The organism is Bacillus sp. PS95, from assembly GCF_037963565.1.
Taxonomy (GTDB): Bacteria; Bacillota; Bacilli; order Bacillales; family Bacillaceae; genus Bacillus; species Bacillus subtilis.
This window is the reverse complement of record NZ_CP150160.1, coordinates 1,003,736-1,029,465: the sequence shown is the minus strand read 5'-3', so window position 1 is coordinate 1,029,465 and position 25,730 is coordinate 1,003,736. Positions and strand designations below refer to the sequence as shown.

The following is a 25,730-nucleotide window of genomic DNA, read 5'->3' as shown; positions in this document are numbered from 1 at the left end:
CAGCATCAGTCCTTTTTACGTTATTTATGAAATGTCGGTTTATAAAAGGAACGGTTTTCCAGTGCGAATACACGTTCAGTATACTCGCCAGGCTTCACGCGCTCAAGCGCTCTGTCCATCATATTCATTTTTGCATCCAGATTGTCTATATAGTGAAGAATTTCCGCTTCTTTCACCATCGGCGGTTTCGGGCTGCCCCATTCTGCTTTGCCGTGGTGACTCAAAATCAAATGCTGAAGAATTAACACCTCTTCAGAATCGATTTGAAGCTCCTCAGCAGCTTTTGAAAGCTCTGTCACCATGATGGAAATATGGCCGAGCAAATTGCCTTCAACCGTATATGAAGTGGAAACAGGGCCGGACAGCTCCTTCACTTTTCCAAGATCATGCAGGATAACACCGGCGTAAAGCAGATCACGATCAAGAGACGGATATAAATCTGCTATTGCTTTCGCCAGGTTCAGCATAGAGACAACATGATACGCCAAACCTGAGACAAACTCATGGTGGTTTTTCGTAGCCGCCGGATAATCCATAAACTCAGCTTCGTGTTTTTTAACCAAAAACCTTGTGATTCGCTGGATATTCGGATTTTTCATTTCAAATATATATTGAGTGATGGTATCCATCATTTCATTTTTCGGAATCGGCGCGGTTTCTAAAAAATCATCAATATTGACGTTTTCTTGCTCGCTTACCGGCCTGATATTTCTCAGCTTCAGCTGGGTGCGTCCGCGATAATGGTGAACATCGCCGACAACTTTCACAATCGTCTGCGGCGCATAGGTCACTTCATCGCTTTGCTTGGCATCCCACAGCTTCGCTTCAATATCGCCTGACTGGTCTTGCAGCATCAGCGTCAAAAACGGTTTTCCATTGCTTGCAATCCCTTTCGTCGAGGATTTAATCAATAGATACTGGTCCACCTGTTCGCCAACCTCATGTAGCATAATCCCTTTAGCCATTCTATTAAAGCTCCCTCCGTATCTTACATAATACCAGTATATCACATACCGATTTTCAGCTATAGAACCTCTTTTATGACACCAAATGGATGATTTGGCCGCTATGAAATGCATCTTTTACGTGCTCATGGCATGTAAAATACAAAATCTGCCTACCGCCTTCAGATAAATCATACAGAACATGTAATACACGTTTCAGCCTTTCCTGATCAAAATGAACAAAACTGTCGTCAAGCTGGAACGGAAGCATTGACCCATCCTGGCGCGTAACGGCCAAAGCAAATCGGATCGCTGTATACAGCTGTTCACATGTCCCTTGTGACAGCTCTTCCGCATGATAGACAGTTCCATCGCGATGCATAACCATGATCGAATCATCCGTTTCGGAAAAATAAATGGTTTGGTAGTTTCCGTCAGTCAGAGGGCGGAAGAATTCTCCTGCCGTCTCCAGAAGGCGCGGAAGCTCGATTTTTTTATGCCGCTCCAATTTGTTTCTGATCACCTGTTTGACCATTTGTATGGAGGCCCATTTTTTAGCCGTTTCTTTCACACGTTCTTTTTGCATTTCGGTTTGAAGCTTGAGGTCTGAGACCAATCCCGAAGCCTCTAATTGTTCCTGTTTGACTGAGAGCAGTGCGATTTGGCTGCGGAGCTGCTCGATCTCCTCAGTCAGCCGCTCTTTTCTTTCATTCTCAACAAATTGCTTATCTTTCAATTCAGAAAGCGTATTGGAATCCGCCAGTTCAAGTTCCTCCGGGTGCTCGCCTTGAAGCTGTGCGTTTACGTGATGAAGCTTGTTCTCCGTATCCTTCAATTGCCTGCTGATGTCGGCTATGGCAAAAAACGCATCTCTGTCTTTTGCAGCAGCCGCGGCAAATAACTGTTCAATCTGTGCGTGGAAATACTGTATTTCTTGCTCAAGTTCAAGCATCTGTTCCTTTGTATAATGAATATCTGTTTCAATTTCCTTTTTTTGCTTCTCAATTTCTTTTTCACGTTCAATGTTTTTCCGCAATGTGTGAAGGGCGTCCGAAATGGAGATATCCTGACTCTGATTCACGGGACGAAGCATACTGACGCGTTCTTCGAATGTTCTCCGGTGCTTTTTCAGCCTGCCTGCTTCAATGGTCAGCTCATGCTTTTTCTTCACTTCTTTTTTAACATCCTTCATTAAGCTGTATGCATCAAGCAAAAATGATGGATCTTCCTTAAATCCGAGCTCTTTCATAAAACGCTCAACCTGTGTAAAGGACGGCGCCATTTCGGCTTCCCACTGTTCAAACTGCTGGATGACCCTTTCATACGCCGCCTCTTTTTGCTGGAGCGCTGCACGCTGTGTGAGAAGGTGCTGCTTATTGCGGTCATCCTCCCATAACGCTTCTCTAAGCATTTCAGCTTCTGCTGGTGAAATATCCGTCATGGGCTGTCTTGTCCCTCGGCTGTTTCGAGAAGACGATTTTCCTGATACAAGCCAATACACAATAAGTGCAGCGCCGAAACTTATGGCGGGAATCCATTGCTGCAGCAGAGAAAAGAGAACGATGAACAACATACCAGCTGCAATGACAGTCTTTTTCTGTTTAGCCTGCTGTCTTTCAAAAAACGTTAGCTGTTCTCTGAGCTTCGCTTGCTCTTGGTGCTGCCCCTGTGTTTCATCATATGCTCTAAGAGCTGCTTCTTTATCTTTTCTTTGGCTGTTTTCAAGAATCGCGGACGAAGCGGCACGAACGGCCTTTTCCGCGTCTTCCAGCTCTTGCCGGGCAAGTTCAAACGTCTCGTCAAGCTGCCGTTTTCTGTCTCTTGCCTGTACATATTGCTGCACCGCTTGCTGAAGCTGCCATTCATAATCATATGAGGTGTTCATATTCAGGAGCTCATTTTCATCCGTTTTATTGAGCTGTTCCAGCCCTGCCGCTGTCTGCGCAGACGTCTGGCGCATCTGTGCCTGAATGGCTGCCAGCTGTTCTCCCCAGGATTGGTACATATGAAACGCTGCCGAAAGCTCTTGTATCAGCGTTTCTTTCGCCAATAGTTCTTTATCGGGGATAAGCTTTTGCCTCTGTTTGTCCAACTCCGCCATCTTCACCCGAAGCGCCTCAAGCTGTGCTGATTTCGGGTGCAGATGGGATTCATATTTTTCCAGCTGATGCAGTCCGTCAGCAGGAAATTGTCCTGCATGTTCCGGAAATTCTGCAATCACCTGTTCGAGTGTCGCTTTTTCATTTAGCAATGGTTTTCGCTCAATCGCTCCCTCAATCATTCGGATATGTCCCGCCGTCTCTTTCAATTCGGTTTCCGCGGCTGCAAGGCGGGCTTCAAGCGTTCGTTTTTCCCCGAGAAGCTGATGATAGCCCGCTTCCTCTGCTTCAGCCTGTTTTAGCTTCACTGCCAGCTGCTTAAGCGTTTCCAGCTCCTGATTCAATTGAGGGTTTCGCCCATTTGGTTTATAGAGCCTTTCGCTTTCCTTCGTCAGCCTTGAATCAAGCTTTGATACGGCTTCAGCACCAAACAAGCTAGAAAAGAGTAAAAATTCCCCTATCTTGTCCCGATTAAAGGCGTGAATTTCCTGCAGCCCGAATACGTCGAACGAATATATGGCTTTGTACAACGACCTGTCTGTGCCCTGGAACAGCTGCTTTAAAACATCTCCCTGCTTTACTTCGCCCTTTTCTGTGTACACGCTTAGTTTTTCGGCAGTCCCTTTCGTCCGTTCGATCTTCAGCACCCCATACTCAGGATGTTCAGCTTCAAGAACACCGCCGTATACACCGCCTGTTTTCGGTTCATATTTTTTCGTTTTCGGAAAACCGAACAGCATGCTTTCAATGAATGACATCATCGTCGTTTTTCCTGCCTCATTTAATCCGTAGATGACTTGGACAGGAGAGGCGGAAAAGTCAAAGGTCCGATTGGAAAATTTTCCGTATTGGTAGATATGTAAAGATATAATTCGCAAAGCTGTCACCGCCTCATGTATCAAGCACCTTAAGCTGTCTTTTCAATAATATCTGTGCCTGCTCTTTTATTTCCTTTACCTCCTCTTGGCTAAACCGGTCCGCGTGCCTTCTATACACTGGATGCCGCTCAAGGCCTTCCAGCACGTCTGACAGATCGCTGCGATCAATGTCTTCAAATAAACCGCCAAAAAAAGGATCAAGGTTTGTTAGGTTTGCTTCGTTTTCTGTCTCATCGTCCAATCCAAGAGGCCAAACGAAATGTTCCTCTTCCGCTTCTTGTTCCTGAAGAGCTTCAAGAAACTCATCCAAGGTGCCTTTTGGCGCCTCCAGCAGCCATTCCGGCGCCGTCCCTTGTAAAACCAGCCTTACACAAACAGGGCTCCCCTTTTTCCGCAGCTTCGAAAACGTGTCCTCCACCATTTGGAAGAGAGCGGTCATATTATTTGCCTCCGTCACATCAACCGCCGCTTTTTCCCACAGGACATCATGCGCTCTCTGAAATTCATAAGATATATCTCCGTTTGTCACATGAACGAGATAATAGCCTTTATCTCCCGTCTCCTTCATATGGCGTGCTTGCGTGTTTCCCGGGTAAATGACTGCCGGGTGCTCGGCAGATAGAACCTGGCGTTTATGTATATGGCCAAGCGCCCAATAATCCATCCCGCTTTTCACGAGGTCGTCATGTATAAACGGGCAATACGGATCGTGTCCTTCAGATCCTGACAGCGTGCCGTGGAGCATGCCGATATGAAACGGTGCGTCAGTTGATCTCCGATAGCGGGCGGCTTGGTTTTCCGTCAGTGCTCTGGCTTGATAGCTGAAGCCGTAAATGCTCGCTATGCGCCTGCCTTCTTTAAAAAACGATTTTTCTTCTGGAACAGCGGACGAAAAAATATGGACATTCTCAGGCCATTCAATCGGCGTCCACTCCCCGCCAAGATGATCGTGATTCCCAAAGATGACGTATACCGAAATCCCGCACTCTCTGAGTCTTTCAAACTGTTTTTTCAAAAAGAGCTGAGCCTTTAAGCTTCGATTGGCTTCATCAAACAGATCTCCCGCCAGCAAAATGAAATCAACGTGCTCTCTCACTGCAGCGTCTATCATATGTCTCACGCTTGCAAACGTGCTTTCTTTAATCCGGGCAAAAATCGGCTCCGGCAGATGCGATATCCCGTAAAACGGGCTGTCAAGATGAAGATCTGCCGCATGAATAAAGGTTAGTTCAGTCAACATTCTGCTCCTTTCCAGGATGAAGTACCCTTATTTTAGCACCGAATTCTTGCGAATGCACGTTCTGTCAATAAAGAAACAGCCTGAGAATCCCCAGGCTGTTTTCCAATCAGTTTTTCGCTAAACGTAGCGCTTGTTTGATCGCTTTGAACGCGCTTGAATTGCCGTAAATTAATACACCACCTTTATAAATTCTGGCGCCGATAACGGCCAGTATGACAATGGTGAGCAGTGTGATTCCGATTCCGACAGCTGCCTGCCAGAACGGAATATCAAGCATGCCGACGCGCAGGAACATAATCATTGGCGTAAAGAACGGAATAAACGAAGTTACCGTAATAAATCCTGCGTCAGGCGCATTCAAACCGAACATCGCGATCATAAAACCGGCGACAACCAAAAGCGTCATCGGCGTGATCGTTTGCTGCACGTCCTCTATTCTGCTGACGACACTGCCGAGAAACGCGGCAAGTGTCGCGTACAAAAAGTATCCGAGCAAAAAGAAAATGACAGCATAGATGACAGTGGTTGCAGATACGTCGGTCAAATTAAGGAATCCGCCGACAGATGAAGCCGTTTCGCTCTTTTGGTTCAGCTTAAGCGACAGAGAGCCGGCTCCTATAATAATAGCAAGCTGTGTGATCCCGACAAGCCCGATACCAAGCAGCTTTGCAAACATTTGCTGGATCGGCGGCATACTTGAGATCAGGATTTCCATAACTCGCGAAGATTTTTCGGTTGCGACCTCCATCGCTATCATGCTGGCATACATAATCACCGAGAAATAAATGACGAACAGCATAATGTAAACAAGCCCTACCGTCTGGCCAAGCTCTTCCTCAGACTTTGCCCCTTCTTTCAGCGCCTTCTGCCCCACAGTAACAGGCGCATAAAGGCTGCTAATCGTTTCCTGCGACACGCCGAGCTCCGCTGTTCCGACAGCTGTTTTGGTTTGCGTCAGCGCCTGCTGCAGTGTTTGATACGTGCTTTCATCAGAAATCGTTAACGCTTTATATGTTCCTGAAATGGTCCCTTTTTCATCTCGTTTGATGATGAGCATGCCATCGAGTGATTCATCTTTGACTTGCTTTGTGACCTCATCCTCCGATTGCTTCGACAGCTTCACATCAAGATCGCCGTCTGTATCCACCGCTTTCAGCTGCTTAGAAAAAACCGGATATAATTCGTTTGTTTCATCAACAACGGCGATTTTTTCTTTCGCATCGTCACCTTGAAACAAAGAAATGATCGACTCCAGATTCGTTACAACTAAAACAAGCAGCACCGTGATGACAGTCGAAATAATAAAGGATTTTGCCATAATCTTATTTTTGTATGTATGAGAAAGCATGATCCAAAATTTATTCATAGACGGCCCCCACCTTTTCTATAAAAATATCATGCAGTGACGGCTCTTCAAGCTCAAACTTTCTGATAAACCCTTTTCCCTGTAGCATCGCAAAAATCTCTTGAGAAATGTCTTCATTGGCAATCTGCAGCTTGACGCCGTCTGCCGTTTCCTTCCATTGAAGAATGCCTTCATGGGACTGCAAAAAGCGCAGATCGTCATCGGAGTGAATGGTAACATTCTTTTTACCGAAAGAACGCTTGATCTCCTTCAGCTTGCCTTGTACAACCGGTTTTCCTTTCTGCAATATGCAAAGGTTCTCACAAAGCTCCTCCACATGTTCCATCCGATGGCTTGAAAATAAAATAGAAACACCGCTGTTTTTCAGCGAGATCACGGCCTCTTTTAGCAGCTCAACATTGACAGGGTCCAAGCCGCTGAATGGTTCATCAAGAATCAGGAGCTCCGGCTTATGCAAAACTGCCGAAATGAATTGGATTTTCTGCTGATTCCCCTTCGAAAGCTCTTCCACCTTCTTATTCTCGTAATCTGTAATATTGAAGCGTTCAAGCCATGTCCCGAGCTCTTTTACAGCCTCTCGCTTCTCCATCCCTTTTAATCTGGCAAGATAGACGAGCTGATCCCTTACCTTCATTTTCGGATAAAGGCCCCGCTCTTCCGGCAAATAACCGATTTTGTTGCTGATATGATAATTCACAGGACGGCCCTTCCAGCTGATTGAGCCCTCCGTAATGCTTAATAATCCTAGGATCATGCGAAACGTTGTTGTTTTTCCCGCTCCGTTTGCGCCTAATAGACCGAACATTTGCTGTTCCGGAATATCTAAGTCCAATCCGTCAACGGCTTTATAATCTCCAAATGTCTTCGTTACGTGATCAATTGTAAGCACTGAATCTCCTCCTTCCCTGACCCATTATATACTAATTTTGGATAAAGCATAATAAAGGATTTTGATTTCCTTTTTAGAATATAAATGAAGAAAGACTGATAAACCTTAAAATGGAGGAGAAACCTGATGGCTGATTATTTCCTTACCGTATTTGATCCTTCGGGGAACACGCTGGTAAACGAGCGATTCGAGGCAGAACATGAAGAAGCGGCAAAAACGCATGGTGAAGCCCTCTTAAAAGAAAAAGAGCTTCATAGTCATACTCATCGTTTAGTCAATGCAGCCGGAAAGCTGATTTTGTTTCACAGATGATCAGCTTTCCGGCTGATCTGTTACGCTTGAAACTTCGGCTCCCGTTTTTCTAAAAAGGCACGGATTCCTTCTTGGTGATCCTTGGTCCTTCTCATTCTCTCTTGGGCGCTGCGCTCAAGGGATAGCACTTTTTTCAGTTCTTCAATTTGGAGGCTTTGAAAAATAGCTTTCGTTTCGATCATCGCCAAAAGAGGGGAGGCCAACAGGGTTTCGATAATGGGTCTTGCGCCTTCGGCAGGGTCTCCGGCAAATGTCCCATCAAGAAGCCCCATATCGGCAGCTTCTGAGGCAGATAGTTTTTTTCCGCTCCAAATCAGTTTTTTCGCTTTTGCTTCACCGATTCTTTTCTTCAGCAAATAATGTCCTCCGCCGTCCGGAACAAGCCCAATGCCGATAAAATTCATCGCGAGGACGGCGTTTTTTTCAGCGAGCACAATATCCGCACAAAGCGCCAAACTCAGGCCCAGTCCCGCAGCAGCGCCATGAATGGCTGCAATTGTCACTTTCTTCATCTGATATAAATTCAGGGTGACAGCCTCAATCGTATCCATCAGCCGTTTAAATTGATCAGGGTCATGCTCTGATGTCATCATCCTGATATCACCGCCGGCCGAAAAGCCTTTTCCGCTTCCTCTCAGGAGAACGATGAGCGCCTCGCTTGCAGCCGCCATTTCGACTGCCTCCTTCAATTCAGACAGCATCTGTTCATTCAGGGCGTGATGGGCATCAGGCCGATTCAGGATAATCTCTGCAACGGCCCCATTACATGCATATTGAACAAACTCCATTAAAAGCACCTCCATGTATGCGCTTACTTTTTTCTTTCTCCTATACATTCCCCGCCATCCCCAAATAAACCTTTTTATTTTTCAAGGTCAATAGATACTGAAAAATGCATATTGTTTGAATGGAAACATAAAGTTTTATATAGTGAAAAAGAAGGGATATCTTGATGAGAAGGGAGGAAAGGAACATGGATAAATTGCTGATCAGTTTTCTGTTAAGTTTATTTATGGTGTACTTTCCCCCTTCGGACGTGGTTCTGCCTTCCCAGTTTGAAGCAAGCACTGACAGCTATGTGCCTATGTCTTCATACCCGCAGGAAACACAATCGGCAAAAACGCCGTCGCCGGGCAGCATTCACCCGGCTGAGCTGATCAAAGAGTACAGCCCGCTGGCACAGTCTGTCAGGCATCTCTCTGTCAAACCACTTGACGAACCGCTGATAAACAGGCTGGAAAAGGCTTGTGCCGTCCCTGTCAAATACCAGTCTAATTACCTCCGAATATAATTTGCTCAAGTTTTATTTGTAACTCACCCCATACTGCCAACACTACATTCGGAGGGATTTTCATTGAATATTAAAGAAAACGATCTGCCGGGCATCGGCAAAAAGTTTGAAATCGAAACAAGAAGCCACGAAAAAATGACGATTATCATTCATGATGACGGAAGAAGGGAAATTTACCGGTTTAATGATCGGGACCCGGATGAGCTTCTTTCAAATATTTCATTGGATGATTCTGAAGCAAGGCAAATTGCAGCTATTCTCGGAGGCATGGTCTATAAACCGCAAGCTCTGGAGTCCATCGAAATGGCCTTCAGCGATCTTATTATTGAATGGTTTAAGGTCGAAAAAGGCGCCAAATCGATCGGGCGCACACTCGGAGAGCTTGATGTCCGTCAGAATTACGATGTCACTGTTATTGCGATTATCAAACACAACCAGGAAAAGCTCCTAAATCCCGGAGCCGATTCGATTATTGAAGAAAATGACACCCTTGTCCTCTCAGGTGAGAGAAAGCATCTGAAGAAACTGATTCACGATTTTCTTTCTGGAGAGGGCGTGTGAGCCCCGATGGACCATCTTGTATTTGAAGTCGGAACTGCACTTGTGCTTGTGGCAATCGCCAGTGTGATCGCCAATAAAATTAAATTTTCGATTATTCCGTTTCTGATTGTGCTGGGAATGCTTGTTGGACCGCACGCGCCGAAAATGGGGATTATTGATCTAACATTTATTCAAAGCAGTGAAATCATCGAGTTTTTCGGGCGAATGGGCGTACTGTTCCTCCTCTTCTATCTCGGACTCGAATTCTCTGTCGGGAAGTTAATCAAATCAGGAAAATCAATCGCGGTCGGCGGGACGATTTATATTTTGATTAACTTCAGCCTCGGACTGCTTTACGGGTTTATCACCGGATTTTCCTTTCTGGAAGTCCTCATCCTCGCAGGCGTCATCACAATCTCGTCAAGTGCGATTGTCGCAAAAGTGCTCGTTGATTTAAAAAGAACCGCCAATCCGGAAACCGAATTGATTCTCGGCATCATCATGTTTGAAGATATTTTCCTTGCCGTATATCTGTCCGTTGTTTCCGGCCTTATACTAGGTGATGCGACATCCGTAGGGAGTGCACTCTTGTCCATTTTGATTGCCTTCGGTTATATGCTGCTGTTTTTTATCGCAGCAAGAAAACTCCCGCCGCTGTTGAACAAACTGTTGGACATTCGCTCAAACGAAGTGTTTATTATCGTCATTTTCGCAGCGCTCTTTTTTATCGCCGGGTTTTCCGAGACGATTCATGTAGCAGAAGCAATCGGCGCGCTGCTGCTCGGTTTGGTCTTTTCAGAAACAGAGCATTCCGATAGGATTGAACACCTCGTTGTTCCGTTTCGCGACTTCTTCGGTGCGATGTTCTTTTTCAGCTTCGGCCTCAGTATCGATCCGTTTTCGCTAGGTGAAGCGGTTTGGCTTGCGTTGGGTGCAGTGATTTTGACCATTCTGGGAAATTTTATCGCCGGAATGGTGGCAGGACGACGCGCAGGGCTTTCTCATAAGGCTTCATCGAATATCGGGCTGACGATCGTATCGCGGGGAGAATTTTCGATTATCGTTGCGAATCTCGGAATAGCCGGCGGACTGTCAGCCACATTAAAGCCGTTTGCCGCATTATATGTCCTCATTCTGGCGATTTTGGGACCGCTTGTCACAAAGGAATCAAAACGAATTTACCGCTTGCTTAACAAGGTATTTAAATGGAAGCCTGAGGTTCAGCCCGCAAAAAAACAGGGATAAAAAAAGCAGCACTGTGATCAGTGCTGCTTTGTCGTTTTTTCAAAAATCTGCTCTAAATATTTGATTTTTTCGTCCGTGTAGTGCTCGAAGCGGTCATTGTACGATTTCGGATCTTTCGGATTCGCAAAATGCGTAATTTTCCCTGTATCTCGATCAATAAATTTACTAGCAGCGCCGCAGCCGATGCCAATAATCGTCTGCACCTCTTCCATAATCATAATGTTGTAGATGCTTTCTTGTCCCGGCAAAGAGTATCCGACGTTTTCAAGGTTTCCAAGAATGTTTTTCTGGCGGTATAAATAATAAGGCACGTACCCATGCTCTTTCGTCCAGGCTACCGCGTCTTCCATCATTTGAGAAACCTCTTCCCTGCCGGCAACTTTGTACTTATGCTTGTTTCTCGTCATTTCTGACGCCCGTTTAAATGAAAGAGTATGAACGGTAAGGGATTCCGGCATCAGTTTTTCTGTTTCTGAAAGACTGTGCCTGAACTCCTTCACGCCTTCCCCAGGCAAACCAATAATCAAGTCCATGTTGATATTATTCATGCCATGCTGGCGTGACAGATGATATTTCTCAATGGTCTCTTCAACCGTATGGTGCCGCCCGATCGCCTTTAGCGTTTCGTTTTCATAGGATTGCGGATTGATGCTGATCCGATCAATGTCATATTTGTTTAAAACGGCGAGTTTTTCTTCTGTAATCGTGTCAGGACGACCGGCCTCCACCGTAATCTCACGAATGTTTTTCACATCCGGGAAGGAGCGGACCATTTCTTCATACAGCAGATCCATCTCTTCCGCTGTAATGCTTGTCGGCGTCCCGCCGCCAAAGTAAATGGTTGTAACCTTAACATCATGCTCCTTCAGCCATTCACCGATTTTCTGCATTTCGTAATGCAGTCCCCATAGGAATGAGCCGACTCTGCCTGCCTGTCCCTGGATGGCATACGCAGGGAATGTGCAATACGCGCATTTTGTCGGGCAGAACGGAATGCCGATATAAATGCTGACTTCATCCTTTACTCGGTACAAATCCGGAACTGCCGCCAGCTGACGGTCAACAATTTCCTGCATTAGCATGATTTTTTCATCATGAATTAAATAGTCTTTTTTCAACTCAGCATGTGCTTGCTCCTTGGACATTCCGCTTTGCAGTTTTTTATGAAGCAGCTTTGTGGGCCGGATTCCTGTGAGGATTCCCCACTTCTGCGTAATGCCCGTATGCGCCTGAAGAAGATTGAGATACACATAAGAAATTGTGTTTTTCACTTGCTTAAAAGCTTCTTTTTCAGTCATGCCGGGAGAAAAGAATTTTGTATGCTGTTCCTTTATGCCAGTTCCCTTCACTTCTCCCGAAACCGTCACATGCTCATCCGTTTGTGACAACGCTAAAGAAATGACAAAATCTGCGGGCTCCTCTCCGCCATACGCAAGCTCGCACTCTTCATAAAACAAATTTGCAATATTTTGCAGAGGCCGATGCAGGCGGTCATCATGTATGCCTTCTATTTTAATTTGCAACTTCATCACCTAATTTATCAGATTCAAAACTTTCTTTAGTGTACAGAAATAAACTGCTAAAATCAATCCGGCAAAAAAGCCGCCGCACCTGTCAGGGTGCGAGCGGCTTTTTTACACACGTTTCATGTGGAACTTATCAAGAAATCCTTTTCGCTGCTGCATTCGGAAATATTCCTTCATCATATAAGCGACACCTTGCTCGTCATTGGACCTTGTAACCCAATCTGCCTTTCTCTTAATTTCCGGAACGGCATTCCCCATCGCTACCCCAAGACCGGCAAGTTCGATCATCGGCAGATCGTCATACTGATGCCCAATGGCCACGACATCATCCATACTCAGGCCCAGCTCTGAAGCGACGAGGGCCAAACCCGCTTCCTTCGAGACACCTTTCGGGACGATATTCAGCTTCTCATCGTTTACGCGAATCACATCCACTGCAGGGAAGGCTTTTGTAATCGTTTCTGTAATGTCATGCTGAATGTCGTGCTCCGTGTACACCTCGATGACGGGTGCACTCACCGGCTCATCCATGAGGAGATCGCTTAATGATTCAACGAACTGGACTGGATAAAAGATCGGGTCAGACGGATGAATGAGTGCTTTCCCCAATAAATTCGAATTCACCTTTTTCTTGTTTCCGATGGAATACTTTTCGTGAAGAAGCCGAATATTACATTGATAGCTCTCCAGCACTTGAACAATGTTAAAGGTATGATCATCAGAAATTCTTTTTTCAAAAAACGGGGCGTCAATTTTCTCAGCGATATATGCCCCGCTATGGGTGATCAGCTTGGCATCAAGCTTTAGCGATTTCGCTATTTTCTGTGCTGAGCGAAAATGACGGTTGGTCACAAGTGTGACGTAAATCCCTTTTTTCTTTACATATTCAATCGCGTCTTTCGTTGCCTGATGAATCTTCCCGTTCGACCGAAGCAGCGCTCCATCTATATTTAAGGCAAGCAATTGTTTTGACACAGAGATGTCCCCCTCCTTGATGACTGTACTTGTGTATAGGATATGACCCTGTCTCTGTGTTTAGAACAACCTTTTCTTAAAGCAAAAAAAGCCTGGCTCAGCAGACTTTATGTATGGCTTGTTGATAGGATACGATCGAAGCAGCCATTCTCCCTAATATCGTTATTTCGATTTACGAAAAATCATGTATCAGGAACCCCTTGTTTGACCAATGATGCGCTCCGAACACTTACTCTCTGTTGCTTATCCCCTCTATATAACGGCATGATATGCGACCGTATCCATTTGAAATAGGTAAGTGTAGGCGCTTTCAATGTTATTATCTCAGTTTTCTTTTCCGATGACAAGGGTTTTTTTAACTAAAAAAAGTAACCAACTTTTGTATATCCGTGGTAGGATCAGTTGTTAATTTTTAGGACTATACACTTGATCCAGAACGTACATTCCCATACAATATAAATAATAAACGAAAAAGCGGTGTTTATATGGCTGATTTAAAAGAAATATATAATGAAGAACTGATATCTCAGTTGATCCATCATGTAAGGTCATCCTATCCTGATTTTAACAAAAACAGATTCTTGGATACATTACGGCTGGAGGACTGGCCTGAACTCACTTTAAAAGAGCGGATGCGCCGCATGACAGTTTCTTTATACGAAACTTTGCCAAAGCAATACGTTGAAGCGCTCGCAATTTTACGGGATACAGCCCCTCATTTTAAAGGACTCAGCGGAATTTTATTTCCAGATTATGTGGAACAGTACGGGTTAGCGCATTGGGAAGAATCAATAAAGGCATTGGAATACTTTACGCAATATTCGACCTCAGAATTTGCTGTAAGGCCTTTTTTGCTGTTAGATCAAGAAAAGATGATTGCACAATTGCTTGCATGGTCTGAGCATAAAAATGAACACGTGAGAAGACTTGCGAGCGAAGGCAGCAGGCCCCGCCTGCCATGGGGAAAATCGATACCGGCTTTGAAATCGGACCCTTCCCCCGTATTGCCGATCCTTGAGAAGCTGATGCAGGACGAGTCCTTATATGTAAGAAAAAGCGTGGCCAACAACCTTAATGATATATCAAAAACGCATCCTCATTTACTGAGAAAAGTCGCAGATCAATGGTACGGAACACATCCCCATACAGACTGGATTATCAAACACGCCTATCGGACCTTATTAAAAAAGGGTGATAAACAGGCCTTAGCGCTTTTTGGTTATGAAAATGCTGATTCGATACAACTACATGATTTAACATGCCAGCCCAAACGTATAGTTATTGGCGAAAGCCTTGAATTTTCTTTCTATATTCATTCAGACAGGGATCAAAAAGTAAGAATTGAGTACGCAATTGATTTTGTAAAAGCAAGAGGCCAGCGTCATCAGAAAGTATTTAAAATAACAGAAACAAATATACGAAAAAACGAAACGAAGTCATACACAAGAATCCAATCCTTTAAGGATTTAACCACCAGAAAGCATTACAAAGGAATTCATACATTATCAGTCATCATCAATGGAGAGGTAAAAGATTCATTGGATTTCCAAGTTTGCTGAGTGAATAAAAAATCCCTTCTTATCCAAGAAGGGATTTTGCTTATTAGCCTTCAACACTGCCGTAAAGCTCTTCTAAAGGCTTCATAATGATTTTGTTCAATTCACCAATCAGCATGCTCATGCGCTGCTCCGCTTCCATCAGCTGAGAAATTTTTTCGTGCTGCTGTACAAGCGCAACTGTTTTTTGAGCCTGCGTCACTTCTTCTTGTGTAATCTCTTCTCCTGCCATTTGTTTTTGCTGGAGTCTAAGCTGTACATCACGGAAGTTTTCGAACATGCGCTTCGCTGATTCATCTGCGTTAACTTCGTCGTAAAGGTTTTTTAAACGGGTGAACTCTTCGCTCCCGCGTAATGCATTTTCCAGATCATACGCTACATCATAAAAATTAACAGCCATTGTAAATAGCTCCTTTCATCATTGCCGTTTGACATACCACTCCACTATAACAGACTATGGAGCTCCTTTCATTAATCAAAACCCATTTCTTCTTAAAAAAGGATGACAAACAATGCTTGAATCGCGCCTATAATTCCGCCGAGAAGGCCCCCCAAATAGGTAATCATTTTAAATTCTTTTTTTGAAATGGACAGCACCATTTCTTCAAGACGCTCCACCGGGAACTGATCCACCTGCTCCTTGACGATCTCCTCAAGACGCAACCGTTTTAAGACACTTTCAAGGTTGGACGAAATCCCTTCAAGCAATTTGTCTAACAGTGCCGGCAGCATTTGCTGGGTCAGCTCAGATTCATAGCGGACGGTAAGCGTGCCAATCGTATTGTCGAAGAAAGGGGCAGTCGAAAATGCTTGCAGCACTCTTCGTTTCAAACTGAAAATGAGCGCCTTTGCATTCCATTTTTCATCTGCTTCATTAAACGTATACTCCCTCAGCTTGCCCCATTCGTTTCTTAAGAGATCAGAAAGCAATTTATTTGTTTCCTCATTGCGCAAGAATTTCAGCAGCTCCGGCAGCACGCGATCCGCAAGGCTTGAATTGCCAAGAAACATTTGCACCATGCTTCCAAGCATGCCGCGCTCTTTTAAAAAGTCATCAATCATATTGCCAAGACGGATTTTTCCTTCATCACTTTCAAAATAACGGACACTCCGTGACAATATATATCCTGAAATCATCGGAATTTTATCCTCAAGCTTTTCCTGCACCTCTATAGGCACCAGCTCTTTTAACGATTGGTCCCCGTATTGGCGGAAAAGCTCATTCAGCTTATCATCGGTCCAGCTGCTGATCCATGCATCAGCAGCTTTTTCGGGGCGCTTTATCCCGGCTTTTTCAAGCGCTTCTTTTACTGTCACTTCAGAAAGTGACAGCCTTTGAATCAGCTGTTCCCCCACTCGAAGAGCCTGCGTTTTGGCTGCATCAGAGACGAGCCGCTTTTTAATGCCTTCAGGGGTTAAGAGATGATTGACTACCATCAGTCCCATTTGTTTTGCAAGTTCATCTCGCCGTCTTGGAATCAGCCCGGGCGTAAAAGGAACTCGTTTCCCAAACAAATAGTACGCTTTATACGGCCTAAACAGCATTTGAATTGCTAAATGATTGGTCACCGCTCCAATGGCAGCGCCGATCACGATCATAAAAATAAAGGTTCCTGCAATACCCATTCCTATTCATCTTCCTCCATCTGTGCTTCAGCTTTTTTCATATAGATTATGTACCTATACGTATTATAGAGGCTCATGCAATCACTTAGCAAACGAGGAGACAAATTCCTGTTCTTAGAAAATCAGCTTGTTCTTTTGGAATAGGGCAAGGTGGAGAATCGTATTCTGTAAAGTAGAATACCGTCAGCTGCGTTCGTCTTACATGTATTTAGTGTAAAGCTGCGGACACCCGCCGGCAGCTTTTGAATAAAAGGGGGAGTCTCACCATGATAACACTCGGTTTTATGTCCTTATCCCGCCAGCATGAAGCGGATTATTCCGCAGAACTGGCCAAAAGAGCACCCGAATTCGGCATACGTTTCATCCGGTTTACACCATTTGATATTTCACCTGACACTTTGCGTGTCAAAGCATCGGTCTATCATTCGGCCAGCAGCACATGGAACGAAACTGAAATGGCGATTCCAGATTATATTTATGATCGCTGTTTTTACGGCAAGGATTCACATTCCCAAAAAGCAAAACCAATCGTTGAGTGGCTCAAAAAATATCCGAAAACGGAATTTATCGGGCGGGGTCTTCCCGATAAGTGGACCGTCCTTCACGATTTGCAGCAGCACTCTGTAATCAATCCCTATATTCCCGAAACGATAAAGGTGAACCGCTACGAACAAATTCACTCCTTTTTATCCAAAGAAAAAGCCTGCATCCTTAAACCGGCATTCGGCGCGGGAGGCAGAGGCGTGATTCTTTTGAAGCTGGGCAAGAAAAACATCACTGCTACTTATCACATCGGAAAGGATAAGCAGACAAAAACGTTTTCCAACCAGACTTCTTTTAAGACATGGTGCAAAAAAGTGCTTCAGCATCAATATTTGCTTCAGCCTTACTTAAACATTCAAGATAAGGAACAATACCCTTGTGATATTCGCCTGTTTATGGAAAAAAACGAAGCAGGTGAATGGAATACAGTCGGAAAGGCAGTAAGACGCGGATACAAACACGGGCTGCTCGCCAATTTGTCAGGCGGATCTGATGCGCTGACATTTGACTCCTGGTTTGAAGATATACCGAAAAAACAGCAAGTGGTTTTACTAGATGATGTGTTTTCGATTACCCAATCAGTTCCGTATTATCTTGACGAGCGCTACGGGCCGTTGTTTGAACTCGGTCTTGATATATGTCTTGCTAAGGACGGGAGAATTTGGATTTTAGATATCAATTCTAAACCAGGCAGAAAGTCAATCCTGCGTGTCTCTCCCGAGCAAAAAGAACAGCTGTACACTTGTCCCCTAAAGCGCTGCCAATATCTGTTTTCTGAGCAAAGCCAGAAAGGAGTTCTTCCGCGTGAATCCTAAACGGTTTTTGATCGGCATAGACAAAACCAGTGAAAACACCCTGTTTCTGCCCTCTTCGCTGAAGCAAGACGGACTTTTGCATGCGGCATTCGGAACGAAGGTTGTCAGATGCCACGTTGCTTACAGACGGCATCTGGAACAAACCGTGCTTCTCTCTGAAAATCTGTTTCATGAGCTTTTGCTTCCCCACCGAAGCAGGGCAGATATACTGATTCATGATCATACAGTGCATATCGGGCCGTTAGTCGGCATCTTTACGGCAGGGTTTACTGTATCTCTTGAACGCCCATTTAAGGATCGTTCCCTCTTTTTTTCTAAGCTTGTCACGTTACACGAGCAAGCCGGAGGCTACTGCTTCGTTTTTGGCGCGCACCAAATCAATTGGGAGGAAGGCACGATTGAAGGCCTCCTTTACAGGGAAAACGGCTGGGAGAAAAAAATCGTTCCATTGCCGAACGTCGTTTATGACCGTTTGCCGAACCGAAAAATTGAAGATTCACTTCTCTTGCAACATACAAAAAAGAGGCTGATCGATGAATATCAGATCCCATGGTTTAATAAAACGTTTTTCAATAAATGGAACGTTCATCAATTGCTCGAAAAAGATCCGAGAACGGCACCCTTTTTGCCTAGATCCGAGCTGACACCGTCTGTGGAGCTGATTGATGAGCTCTGTGGCGCATACAAAAAAGTCTATATCAAACCGGCAAATGGAGCACTCGGCACCGGCATTTATCAGCTGACAAGAACAGATGACGGCCTGACGGTAAAGCATACGAATGACGCCAAAACTTTTACTTCGATTGATTATTCCGATGCCGCCTCATTCCTTGCAGAATTTCAAAAACATCACAACCCGTCCGACTTTCTCATTCAGCAAGGTGTTGATCTCATCGAATTTCAAGGCAAACCAGCGGATTTCCGTGTCCATACCAATAAAAACAGAAAAGGAAAATGGACAGTGACAGCAATCGCCGTAAAAATTTCCGGAAAGAACAGCATTACAACACATCTTTCTAACGGCGGCACTGTAAAGACACTTGCGGAAGTATACGATGATCCCGCTGAAAGAGTTGAGGTCATTAAAAAGCTTTCTGCAGCGGCACTGACTGCAAGCCATGTCCTTCATGATCATATCGAGGGGTTTATCGGGGAGATTGGTTTCGATTTTGGCATTGATCAGAACGGTAAAGTATGGATGTTTGAAGCGAATTCGCGCCCGGGCCGAAGCATTTTTTCTCATCCAAATTTGCATCATGTTGATTCTCTTACAAAACGAAGAAGTTTTGAATACGCGTCATATTTATCTGAGAAGGCAATCACATCTCCTGAAGCATTGTGGCCTTCGTAACCTGTCCGCTTTTTTAATAAAGTGGGCTTATCTTTATCCAAAGCTGGGACAAACTGCATATTTAGGCCTCTTCAATGATGTTCTGAAACAATGATACAATGAACATAAGCCGTTTTTATTTAGGTCAATTGATACCAAATGTAAGGAGCGTGGCCGTAATGATTTCTCATTTCAGCTGGAAACCTTTGTTCCCAAAAGAAAAGCTGCCCGGATGGAAAATTTCATTTTATTATAAAGGGACCCATTATGAAGGCATCTATCATAAGAGCGGTGAAATTGAATGGGGAGACTTGTTTCCCGCCCGCGCTGACGAGCCTGCTCTTACAAACGAGATACATGAACTGATGCTTTTTCATATTTATGACTAGCTTAGCCTAAACGGCTAAGCTTTTTTTCTTTCTCAAGATTTACCACACAATTCTCCGCATGAGTTTCCGGCAATTTTAACATAATACGTAGTAACAAGCCGGCAAAGCATTGGGTTACGCCGAGGCGGCAGTGACACCCGAGAAGGGTTCACAGATTGGTGCAACTCCAGTTAACCCAACCATACTAAATAAAAAGGAGATTTTACACATGGCTAACCAAAACTCATCAAATGACTTACTAGTTCCTGGCGCAGCTCAGGCTATCGATCAAATGAAACTTGAAATCGCTTCTGAATTCGGCGTTAACCTTGGAGCGGACACAACTTCTCGCGCTAACGGTTCTGTCGGAGGAGAAATCACAAAACGTTTAGTATCTTTCGCTCAGCAGCAAATGGGCGGCAGAGTTCAATAACAATTCAATATATGGCTATAGAGGGCGCGGTTTCCGCGCTCTCTTTATTTTGTCACCCTTTTTTCCTGCTCCACATATCCTAGAAAAAAAGGGAGGGAATCGGGGTGTCATTCATCACCATTGTGAATTGGGAGCTGGTTCAGTTCGTAAGTGTATCCATGATTCATGAATATGTTTCCCATCGTTCTGTTTATTTGTACAGGTATTCTTTCCCGCGCTGTTCAAACTGAGAACATCCTTTTATAATGAAAGGCGAGGAGGTTTTTTGATGAAAATCGCTTTATTAGGAGCCAGCGGCCGCGTCGGACAAGCCTTTTTAACACAAGCCTCAGCAGATGAAAGATTTGATATTTTCGCTCTGATCAGATCTCAACATGCTGATCTTCCCCTTTCAAAAGACAGAACCGTCATGGGGAACGCCCGCCGCTTAGAAGATGTGAAAAAAATAATGGAGAATGCTGAAATCGTGATCAGCTGTCTAGGCACAGATGGTGATGATACCTTGTCAACTGCTATGGCACACATTCTCTCCGCTATGGAGGAACAGCATATCAAACGGCTTATTACGATCGGCACCGCAGGGATCCTAGATTCTCGACATGAACCGGGAAAATACCGGTTTGAAACAAATGAATCGAAACGAAAGCAGACCCGCGCAGCCAAGGAGCATGCAAAAGTATACGAAATGCTTAAACAATCATCATTAGACTGGACAATCATCTGCCCCACTTACCTCCCGGACGGAACAGCAACCGGCGTTTATCGTACGGAGCGTAACGTTTTGCCTGAGGGCGGCACAAGCATTTCGGTCGGCGATACTGCGGACTTTTTATATCGTGAGCTTGTTACAGGTAAGTATGTCGGATACCGTGTCGGACTGGCTTATTGACTACATAAACCAAAAACCCAAAACACGATTGTTTTGGGTTTTTTGAGCATTATGCAATGGAATGTTTCTGTCCCTTTTGCAGTTCATACATTTGATAATATTGGCCTTCTAATGCCATCAATTCCTCGTGGTTCCCTCTCTCAACAATTTCTCCTTTATCAAGAACCAAAATCTGATCAGCATTTCTGATTGTTGAAAGCCGGTGAGCGATGACGAAGGTGGTGCGTCCTTGTTTGACGACATCAAGCGCCTTCTGGATTACGGCCTCTGTCTCTGTATCAATATGCGCCGTTGCCTCATCTAAAATCAAGATCGCGGGATCAAACGCCAAAGCTCTAGCGAAAGAAATTAACTGCCGCTCTCCAGAGGATAGCGTGCTGCCTTTTTCAATCACGGGCTCATTAATGCCCTTCGGAAGCTTCTTAAGAAGAGGCTCAGCACCGACTTGCCGCAGTGCATTTTTTATTTCTTCTTCAGTCATTCTTTCGTCATCCAGACTTACGTTAGATCCGATTGTGCCCGAGAATAAGTACGGGTCCTGAAGCACAATACCCATATGGGATCTGAGTTCCTGTCTTGACATGTTGTAAATGCTTTTTCCATCAATTAAGACATCACCTTTTTGCGCATCATAAAAACGAAACAGAAGATTCAAAATCGAGCTTTTTCCTGATCCGGTATGGCCGACGAGCGCTACGGTTTCGCCTTTTTGCGCAGTAAAGGAAATATGCTTTAATACCTCTTCACCTTCTTGATACGCAAATGACACATCACGAAATTCAACCCGTCCCAGCGCGCGCTCCTTCGCCGGTTCACCCGCTTCTTCCGTATTCTTTTCTTCAAGCAGTTCAAAAACACGCCCGGCGGAGACCCTTGCAAGCTCCAGCTTTGAAAACTGATTGACGATGCCTGTGATCGGCTGAAATAACCGGTTCAAATAATCGACAAACGCGTACAGTACACCGATAGAAACAATCCCGGCCGCATTCAGGCTCGCACCGCCAAAATGCCAGATCAGACAGACGAACGCAAGATTGCGGATGACATTGACCAAATTATGGGACATTAAGGAGTTTAAATTCAGCATCCTGTTTTGGAAATAAAAATGTGATTCATTTAATTCCTCAAATTCTCTCATTGTTTCCTTTTGATGGCGGAAAGCCTGAATAATGGTCATGCCTTGAATTGACTCATTCATTTTTGCGTTAATGTCACTGTTGATCGAGCGGATTTTTTGGTTGTAATATGACGCATATCTCCGGTATATGACTGACCACAGCCAGATAATCGGCACAATTGCCAGACATACAAACGCAAGCTTCACATCAAGCAGAAACAAAGCCGTGAATATCCCGAACATATAGATTCCGCTTGTCACAAATGTGGAAAGCACTGTGACATATAAATCCCTGATAGCCTCCGTATCATTGGTAATCCGCGCAACGACTTTTCCGGCCGGAAGGTTGTCAAAATAGCGAATCGGCATTCTCTGTATGTGCGAAAACACGTCCTGCCTCATCTTTTGAATAATCCGATTGGCGCTCATCTGCAGCAGATAATGCTGTCCGTATTGAAAGAATACTGAAAACACAAGCAAGCCCCCATACAGGCAGATCAGTAACACCATTCCCTTTATTTCCGGCTGATAGAACTGGAAAAGTTCCTGCTTAGTCAGCTTTTCGGCAGCATATGTCCGGCTCTTGTCTCCGTTTGTGATCGTCAGCTTCCCGTCAGAAACTGTTCTATTCCCGTCGAAGCTGACAGCCTGATCAACAAAATAGAACGCCATTCCCACTTGATAAATATGTGCTTCTTTTGCTTTTGAAACAGGCTCCTGCAATCGGTCCTCTCTGACATATGAGACGCCGTGAAACTGAACGGCATTTTTATCTTTTTCCGCAGCTTCATACCATGTTTTCTCAATGCCGAGGATATGGTCGTCTATCATTTTCTTGCCGATAAACGGCCCGGTCAGTTCTGCACCGACGGCGACAGCTAGCAATAGGACGGCCGTGATCAGCAATTTTCGATAAAGGAGTGCGTATCTCCATAACGTTTTTCCTATTTTCATGCCCCTGCTCCCCCTTCTTCGGCCGTGAACAGCTGCTGTCTTTCATATTGTTCCCGGTACCACCCATTATTGGCCAGCAGTTCTTGATGCGTGCCTCTCTCAACAATGACGCCGCCGTCCATCACAAGGATCAGGTCAGCGTGCTCAACCGCGGATAATCGGTGCGTCAAAATAAATGTCGTTTTTCCTTTGCGGTTTTCTCTGATGTTCTTGATAATTGCAGCCTCTGTTTTGGCATCTACAGCGGAAAGTGAATCATCCAGAATCAAGATTTCCGGATTCGCCATGAGTGCTCTCGCAATCGAAATTCTTTGTTTCTGCCCGCCTGACAGTGCCACGCCTTTTTCACCGACCATTGTCTCCAGACCGGACGGAAGCATGTGCAAATCTTTTTCAAAATGTGCTTCGGCAATGGCTTGCTGAACCTCTTTATCAGTTGCATCCTGTTTTCCGTATAAAATATTTTCTTTTACAGTCCGTGAAAACAGTAAATGATCCTGCGGCACATATCCGATCCATCCGCGGAGCTGGTCAAGAGGGATTTGCTGAATCGGTACGCCTGAAAATGTAATGCTCCCTTCACCTGGAGGGTACTGGCGCAAAAGCTGCTTAATAATTGTCGTTTTTCCGCTCCCGGTTTTACCGGCAATCCCGACAGTCTGCCCTTTTCGCACCGTAAATGAAATATCCTGAAGATTGTCACTTGTTGAGCTTGGATATGTAAAGCTGACATGACTGAAAACGATATCTCCAGGCTCTTTAAGATCAGCGGGCTGTTTTGGATCTGTCACATCCGTTTCATAAGAAAGAGTTTCATTTACCCGATCTAATGACGCATTGCCGCGCTGCATCACGTTAATGAGTTCACCGATTGCAAACATCGGCCAAATCATCATGCCGAGATAAACGTTAAAGGACACTAACTCTCCAAGCGTCAGCTCGTTCCGGAATACAAGAAACGCTCCGTAGCCGAGCCCAATCAGATAGCTTGCGCCGACAAGCAGTTTCACCGTCGGCTCAAACAGTGAATCAATAAAAGCCACTTTCATATTTTTCTGATAAACATCAGCGGTCATTTCATTAAACCGCCGAACATCGTTTGTTTCCTGAACATACGCGCGAATCACCCGCACGCCTGAAACAGATTCCAGCACTCTGTCATTCAGCGCCCCGAACGCGTTTTGGGCCCCAGTAAACCGCTCATGAATTTTACTTCCATATAGACTGATTGCAATCGCCATGACTGGAAGCGGGATAATGGCGGCAAAGGTCAGCTTCCAGCTGATCAAAAACCCCATTGTCAAAAAGATCGTCATCATAAACATCGTAGAATCAACTAACGTCAAGATGCCAAACCCTGTGGTTAAACTGACGGCCTGAAGATCATTTGTCCCTCGTGCCATTAAATCGCCTGTCCGGTTTTTTTCATAAAACGGCGGCGACATAGTCAGCAAATGCCCCATCAGCTTCGTACGAAGAATTTTCTCCATCAGATTCGCTCCGCCAAACAGCTGATGCATCCAAAAATAAGACATGATATACACGGCCGCCGTCAGCACAAAAAAGATACCGATATAAAACAGCAGCCCTTCCGCAGTAAATGCCCCTGCTTTCATATCATCTATGGCGTTCCCCAAGAGCTTAGGCGGAAACATTTCAATGACATTGACTGCTAATAAAAGGACAATCGCAATCGTATAGCGCAGCCAGTACGCCTTAAAAAACCAGCCAAGCTTTTTCAAAACTGAAAACATCTATCCCCATCTCCTCATCAGCCGCCTTCTATTTTTTCCTTGCAGCTTTTTTCATCCAATTTGGCACGAACAGCCCTCGCCTCTGTATTGGTCTTCACATCCCATACACCTGTCTTTCCTTAGATTTTGTATATAAAAAAGGCATGAAGCGTCAGCTCCATGCCTTTTTTAACCGATATGTTACGCACAGCGCTTTTCAGCGCGCGGTCCGACCTAAAAAACCGTTCACGAAAACAGAACAAAAGGTTTGCCGCGCCAATATGAAACTGTTTGATAAACACGCAAATTCCTTGGCATAGCAAACCCTCCTTCCATTTTGATTTCATCTTCTTATCATCATATAAACAAAACCTTTTATTGTCAATCATTACTTGAATAGGAAAAGGTTAATTGTGCTCAAATTCGGGTAGTAGTGTTGTAAGACGCTTTGAAAGGGTGAGAAGGATGTTCCATGCTGACCGTATCATTGTTGCGTTTGACGGAAGTGAAAATAGTAAGAAAGCGCTTCTGACAGCCATTGATCTTGCTAAAACCGTAAATGCCGCTATTACCGTCGCCCATTCACATGATATGAAAGACAATCAGACCGTCATCGACCCGCCCAGACCCGCAGCTGAGGCAAGCTATATCAGCGGAGGCATGACAAGTGTTCCTGATCCGCTGATATCAGATGTAACATCACCTGAGCCAATGATCTATGAAGACCGTACAGAAGAAGTCATCGCCGAAGCCAGAATGATGCTGAATGAACAGCAGGCAGATGGAGATATCGATATATTAGAAGGCGATCCGGCTGAATCAATTATCGAGCATGCAAACCGCATTTCTGCCGATCTGATCGTAACCGGAAGCAGAGACCAAAACAGGCTGAAAAAGCTAATATTCGGAAGTGTAAGTGAAAAGCTTTCAGCGAAATCGGATATACCCGTCCTGATTGTAAAGTGAGCACGCCCTGTGCTCACTTCTTTTATATTCATAATTGTGAAAAAACATAGATTTTCGTTTTTTTCTGTTATAATGCTTTCGTGCCCAAAAGCACA

25 protein-coding genes are annotated in these 25,730 nt (G+C 44.7%); 12 read left to right on the top strand and 13 right to left on the bottom strand.

All coding sequences use genetic code 11. The features are described from left to right. Nucleotides 1-20 precede the first annotated feature (20 nt). The 5 genes from yhaM to NSQ12_RS05330 all read right to left on the bottom strand — a co-directional run bounded on the left by yhaM (nucleotide 21) and on the right by NSQ12_RS05330 (nucleotide 7,416). Nucleotides 21-965 carry a 3'-5' exoribonuclease YhaM gene (gene yhaM, locus NSQ12_RS05350; protein WP_003245698.1) on the bottom strand — a complete coding sequence of 315 codons (945 nt, stop codon included), beginning with the start codon at nucleotides 963-965 and terminating at the stop codon, nucleotides 21-23. A 73-nt stretch (nucleotides 966-1,038) separates the two neighbouring features. Continuing rightward, on the bottom strand, nucleotides 1,039-3,930 hold the full coding sequence (gene sbcE, locus NSQ12_RS05345) for a DNA repair/recombination ATPase SbcE (RefSeq protein WP_106073941.1): 2,892 nt from the start codon (nucleotides 3,928-3,930) through the stop codon (nucleotides 1,039-1,041). A gap of 4 nt (nucleotides 3,931-3,934) precedes the next feature. Further along, nucleotides 3,935-5,161 (bottom strand): exonuclease SbcCD subunit D, encoded by a 1,227-nt coding sequence (locus NSQ12_RS05340; protein WP_339176108.1) that lies wholly within the window; start codon nucleotides 5,159-5,161, stop codon nucleotides 3,935-3,937. Between the two features lie 106 nt (nucleotides 5,162-5,267). Next, nucleotides 5,268-6,527: an ABC transporter permease gene (locus NSQ12_RS05335; protein WP_003244912.1), complete on the bottom strand. Its 1,260-nt coding sequence runs from the start codon at nucleotides 6,525-6,527 to the stop codon at nucleotides 5,268-5,270. Then, the gene (locus tag NSQ12_RS05330) at nucleotides 6,520-7,416 is read right to left on the bottom strand and encodes an ABC transporter ATP-binding protein (protein ID WP_003233262.1); all 897 of its coding nucleotides are present in this window, start codon (nucleotides 7,414-7,416) and stop codon (nucleotides 6,520-6,522) included. The genes NSQ12_RS05335 and NSQ12_RS05330 overlap by 8 nt, the downstream gene beginning before the upstream one ends. 126 nt (nucleotides 7,417-7,542) lie before the next feature. On the opposite strand from NSQ12_RS05330, the gene NSQ12_RS05325 reads away from it, so the two are divergent. After that, nucleotides 7,543-7,728: a YhzD family protein gene (locus NSQ12_RS05325; RefSeq protein ID WP_015715596.1), complete on the top strand. Its 186-nt coding sequence runs from the start codon at nucleotides 7,543-7,545 to the stop codon at nucleotides 7,726-7,728. A gap of 20 nt (nucleotides 7,729-7,748) precedes the next feature. Here the strand turns inward: NSQ12_RS05325 and NSQ12_RS05320 are convergent, their stop codons facing one another. Next, complete coding sequence (locus NSQ12_RS05320) at nucleotides 7,749-8,516, bottom strand: enoyl-CoA hydratase (RefSeq protein WP_029726320.1); 768 nt, start codon at nucleotides 8,514-8,516, stop codon at nucleotides 7,749-7,751. Between the two features lie 164 nt (nucleotides 8,517-8,680). On the opposite strand from NSQ12_RS05320, the gene khtS reads away from it, so the two are divergent. From khtS to khtU, 3 genes are all read left to right on the top strand, one after another. Further along, the gene (gene khtS / locus NSQ12_RS05315; protein WP_080475155.1) at nucleotides 8,681-9,019 is read left to right on the top strand and encodes a K(+)/H(+) antiporter modulator KhtS; all 339 of its coding nucleotides are present in this window, start codon (nucleotides 8,681-8,683) and stop codon (nucleotides 9,017-9,019) included. A gap of 63 nt (nucleotides 9,020-9,082) precedes the next feature. Beyond that, complete coding sequence (gene khtT, locus NSQ12_RS05310) at nucleotides 9,083-9,580, top strand: K(+)/H(+) antiporter subunit KhtT (protein ID WP_003233269.1); 498 nt, start codon at nucleotides 9,083-9,085, stop codon at nucleotides 9,578-9,580. A gap of 6 nt (nucleotides 9,581-9,586) precedes the next feature. Next, nucleotides 9,587-10,804 carry a K(+)/H(+) antiporter subunit KhtU gene (gene khtU, locus NSQ12_RS05305; RefSeq protein ID WP_003233272.1) on the top strand — a complete coding sequence of 406 codons (1,218 nt, stop codon included), beginning with the start codon at nucleotides 9,587-9,589 and terminating at the stop codon, nucleotides 10,802-10,804. 17 nt (nucleotides 10,805-10,821) lie between these two features. Here the strand turns inward: khtU and NSQ12_RS05300 are convergent, their stop codons facing one another. Then, on the bottom strand, nucleotides 10,822-12,327 hold the full coding sequence (locus NSQ12_RS05300; protein ID WP_029726321.1) for a coproporphyrinogen III oxidase: 1,506 nt from the start codon (nucleotides 12,325-12,327) through the stop codon (nucleotides 10,822-10,824). A 111-nt stretch (nucleotides 12,328-12,438) separates the two neighbouring features. Then, nucleotides 12,439-13,305, bottom strand: coding sequence for a Cof-type HAD-IIB family hydrolase (locus NSQ12_RS05295; RefSeq protein ID WP_003233277.1), 867 nt, complete (start codon nucleotides 13,303-13,305; stop codon nucleotides 12,439-12,441). 485 nt (nucleotides 13,306-13,790) lie between these two features. On the opposite strand from NSQ12_RS05295, the gene NSQ12_RS05290 reads away from it, so the two are divergent. Beyond that, on the top strand, nucleotides 13,791-14,864 hold the full coding sequence (locus tag NSQ12_RS05290) for a DNA alkylation repair protein (protein ID WP_063334970.1): 1,074 nt from the start codon (nucleotides 13,791-13,793) through the stop codon (nucleotides 14,862-14,864). 43 nt (nucleotides 14,865-14,907) lie between these two features. Here the strand turns inward: NSQ12_RS05290 and NSQ12_RS05285 are convergent, their stop codons facing one another. Next, entirely contained in the window at nucleotides 14,908-15,261 is a 354-nt protein-coding gene (locus tag NSQ12_RS05285) for a YlbF family regulator (RefSeq protein WP_003224239.1), read from the bottom strand. Between the two features lie 92 nt (nucleotides 15,262-15,353). Further along, nucleotides 15,354-16,487, bottom strand: a complete 1,134-nt coding sequence (locus NSQ12_RS05280; protein ID WP_339176103.1) for a DUF445 domain-containing protein — start codon at nucleotides 16,485-16,487, stop codon at nucleotides 15,354-15,356. Between the two features lie 266 nt (nucleotides 16,488-16,753). Here NSQ12_RS05280 and spaC point away from each other — a divergent pair, with 266 nt between their 5' ends. The 6 genes from spaC to NSQ12_RS05250 all read left to right on the top strand — a co-directional run bounded on the left by spaC (nucleotide 16,754) and on the right by NSQ12_RS05250 (nucleotide 20,865). Then, nucleotides 16,754-17,845, top strand: a complete 1,092-nt coding sequence (gene spaC / locus NSQ12_RS05275; protein ID WP_003233283.1) for a spore coat associated protein SpaC — start codon at nucleotides 16,754-16,756, stop codon at nucleotides 17,843-17,845. After that, nucleotides 17,835-19,196, top strand: a complete 1,362-nt coding sequence (yheD, locus tag NSQ12_RS05270) for a spore coat associated protein YheD (RefSeq protein ID WP_003233284.1) — start codon at nucleotides 17,835-17,837, stop codon at nucleotides 19,194-19,196. Before spaC ends, yheD begins: the two co-directional genes overlap by 11 nt. Nucleotides 19,197-19,345: 149 nt before the next feature. Further along, on the top strand, nucleotides 19,346-19,564 hold the full coding sequence (locus tag NSQ12_RS05265) for a YheE family protein (RefSeq protein ID WP_010886462.1): 219 nt from the start codon (nucleotides 19,346-19,348) through the stop codon (nucleotides 19,562-19,564). A gap of 208 nt (nucleotides 19,565-19,772) precedes the next feature. Beyond that, nucleotides 19,773-19,976, top strand: coding sequence for a beta type acid-soluble spore protein SspB (sspB, locus tag NSQ12_RS05260; protein ID WP_003233287.1), 204 nt, complete (start codon nucleotides 19,773-19,775; stop codon nucleotides 19,974-19,976). A gap of 104 nt (nucleotides 19,977-20,080) precedes the next feature. Beyond that, nucleotides 20,081-20,206, top strand: a complete 126-nt coding sequence (locus tag NSQ12_RS05255) for a hypothetical protein (RefSeq protein ID WP_003245136.1) — start codon at nucleotides 20,081-20,083, stop codon at nucleotides 20,204-20,206. Between the two features lie 38 nt (nucleotides 20,207-20,244). Next, on the top strand, nucleotides 20,245-20,865 hold the full coding sequence (locus NSQ12_RS05250; protein ID WP_032721250.1) for an SDR family oxidoreductase: 621 nt from the start codon (nucleotides 20,245-20,247) through the stop codon (nucleotides 20,863-20,865). A gap of 49 nt (nucleotides 20,866-20,914) precedes the next feature. Here the strand turns inward: NSQ12_RS05250 and bmrD are convergent, their stop codons facing one another. The 3 genes from bmrD to NSQ12_RS05235 form a co-directional block, all read right to left on the bottom strand. Next, nucleotides 20,915-22,936 (bottom strand): multidrug resistance ABC transporter ATP-binding protein/permease BmrD, encoded by a 2,022-nt coding sequence (gene bmrD / locus NSQ12_RS05245; protein ID WP_029726326.1) that lies wholly within the window; start codon nucleotides 22,934-22,936, stop codon nucleotides 20,915-20,917. After that, nucleotides 22,933-24,690, bottom strand: coding sequence for a multidrug ABC transporter ATP-binding protein BmrC (bmrC, locus tag NSQ12_RS05240; RefSeq protein ID WP_110109606.1), 1,758 nt, complete (start codon nucleotides 24,688-24,690; stop codon nucleotides 22,933-22,935). The genes bmrD and bmrC overlap by 4 nt, the downstream gene beginning before the upstream one ends. Nucleotides 24,691-24,809: 119 nt before the next feature. Then, nucleotides 24,810-24,971 carry a hypothetical protein gene (locus tag NSQ12_RS05235; RefSeq protein ID WP_010886461.1) on the bottom strand — a complete coding sequence of 54 codons (162 nt, stop codon included), beginning with the start codon at nucleotides 24,969-24,971 and terminating at the stop codon, nucleotides 24,810-24,812. 163 nt (nucleotides 24,972-25,134) lie between these two features. On the opposite strand from NSQ12_RS05235, the gene NSQ12_RS05230 reads away from it, so the two are divergent. Further along, entirely contained in the window at nucleotides 25,135-25,635 is a 501-nt protein-coding gene (locus tag NSQ12_RS05230) for a universal stress protein (protein ID WP_033883044.1), read from the top strand. Nucleotides 25,636-25,730 lie beyond the last annotated feature (95 nt).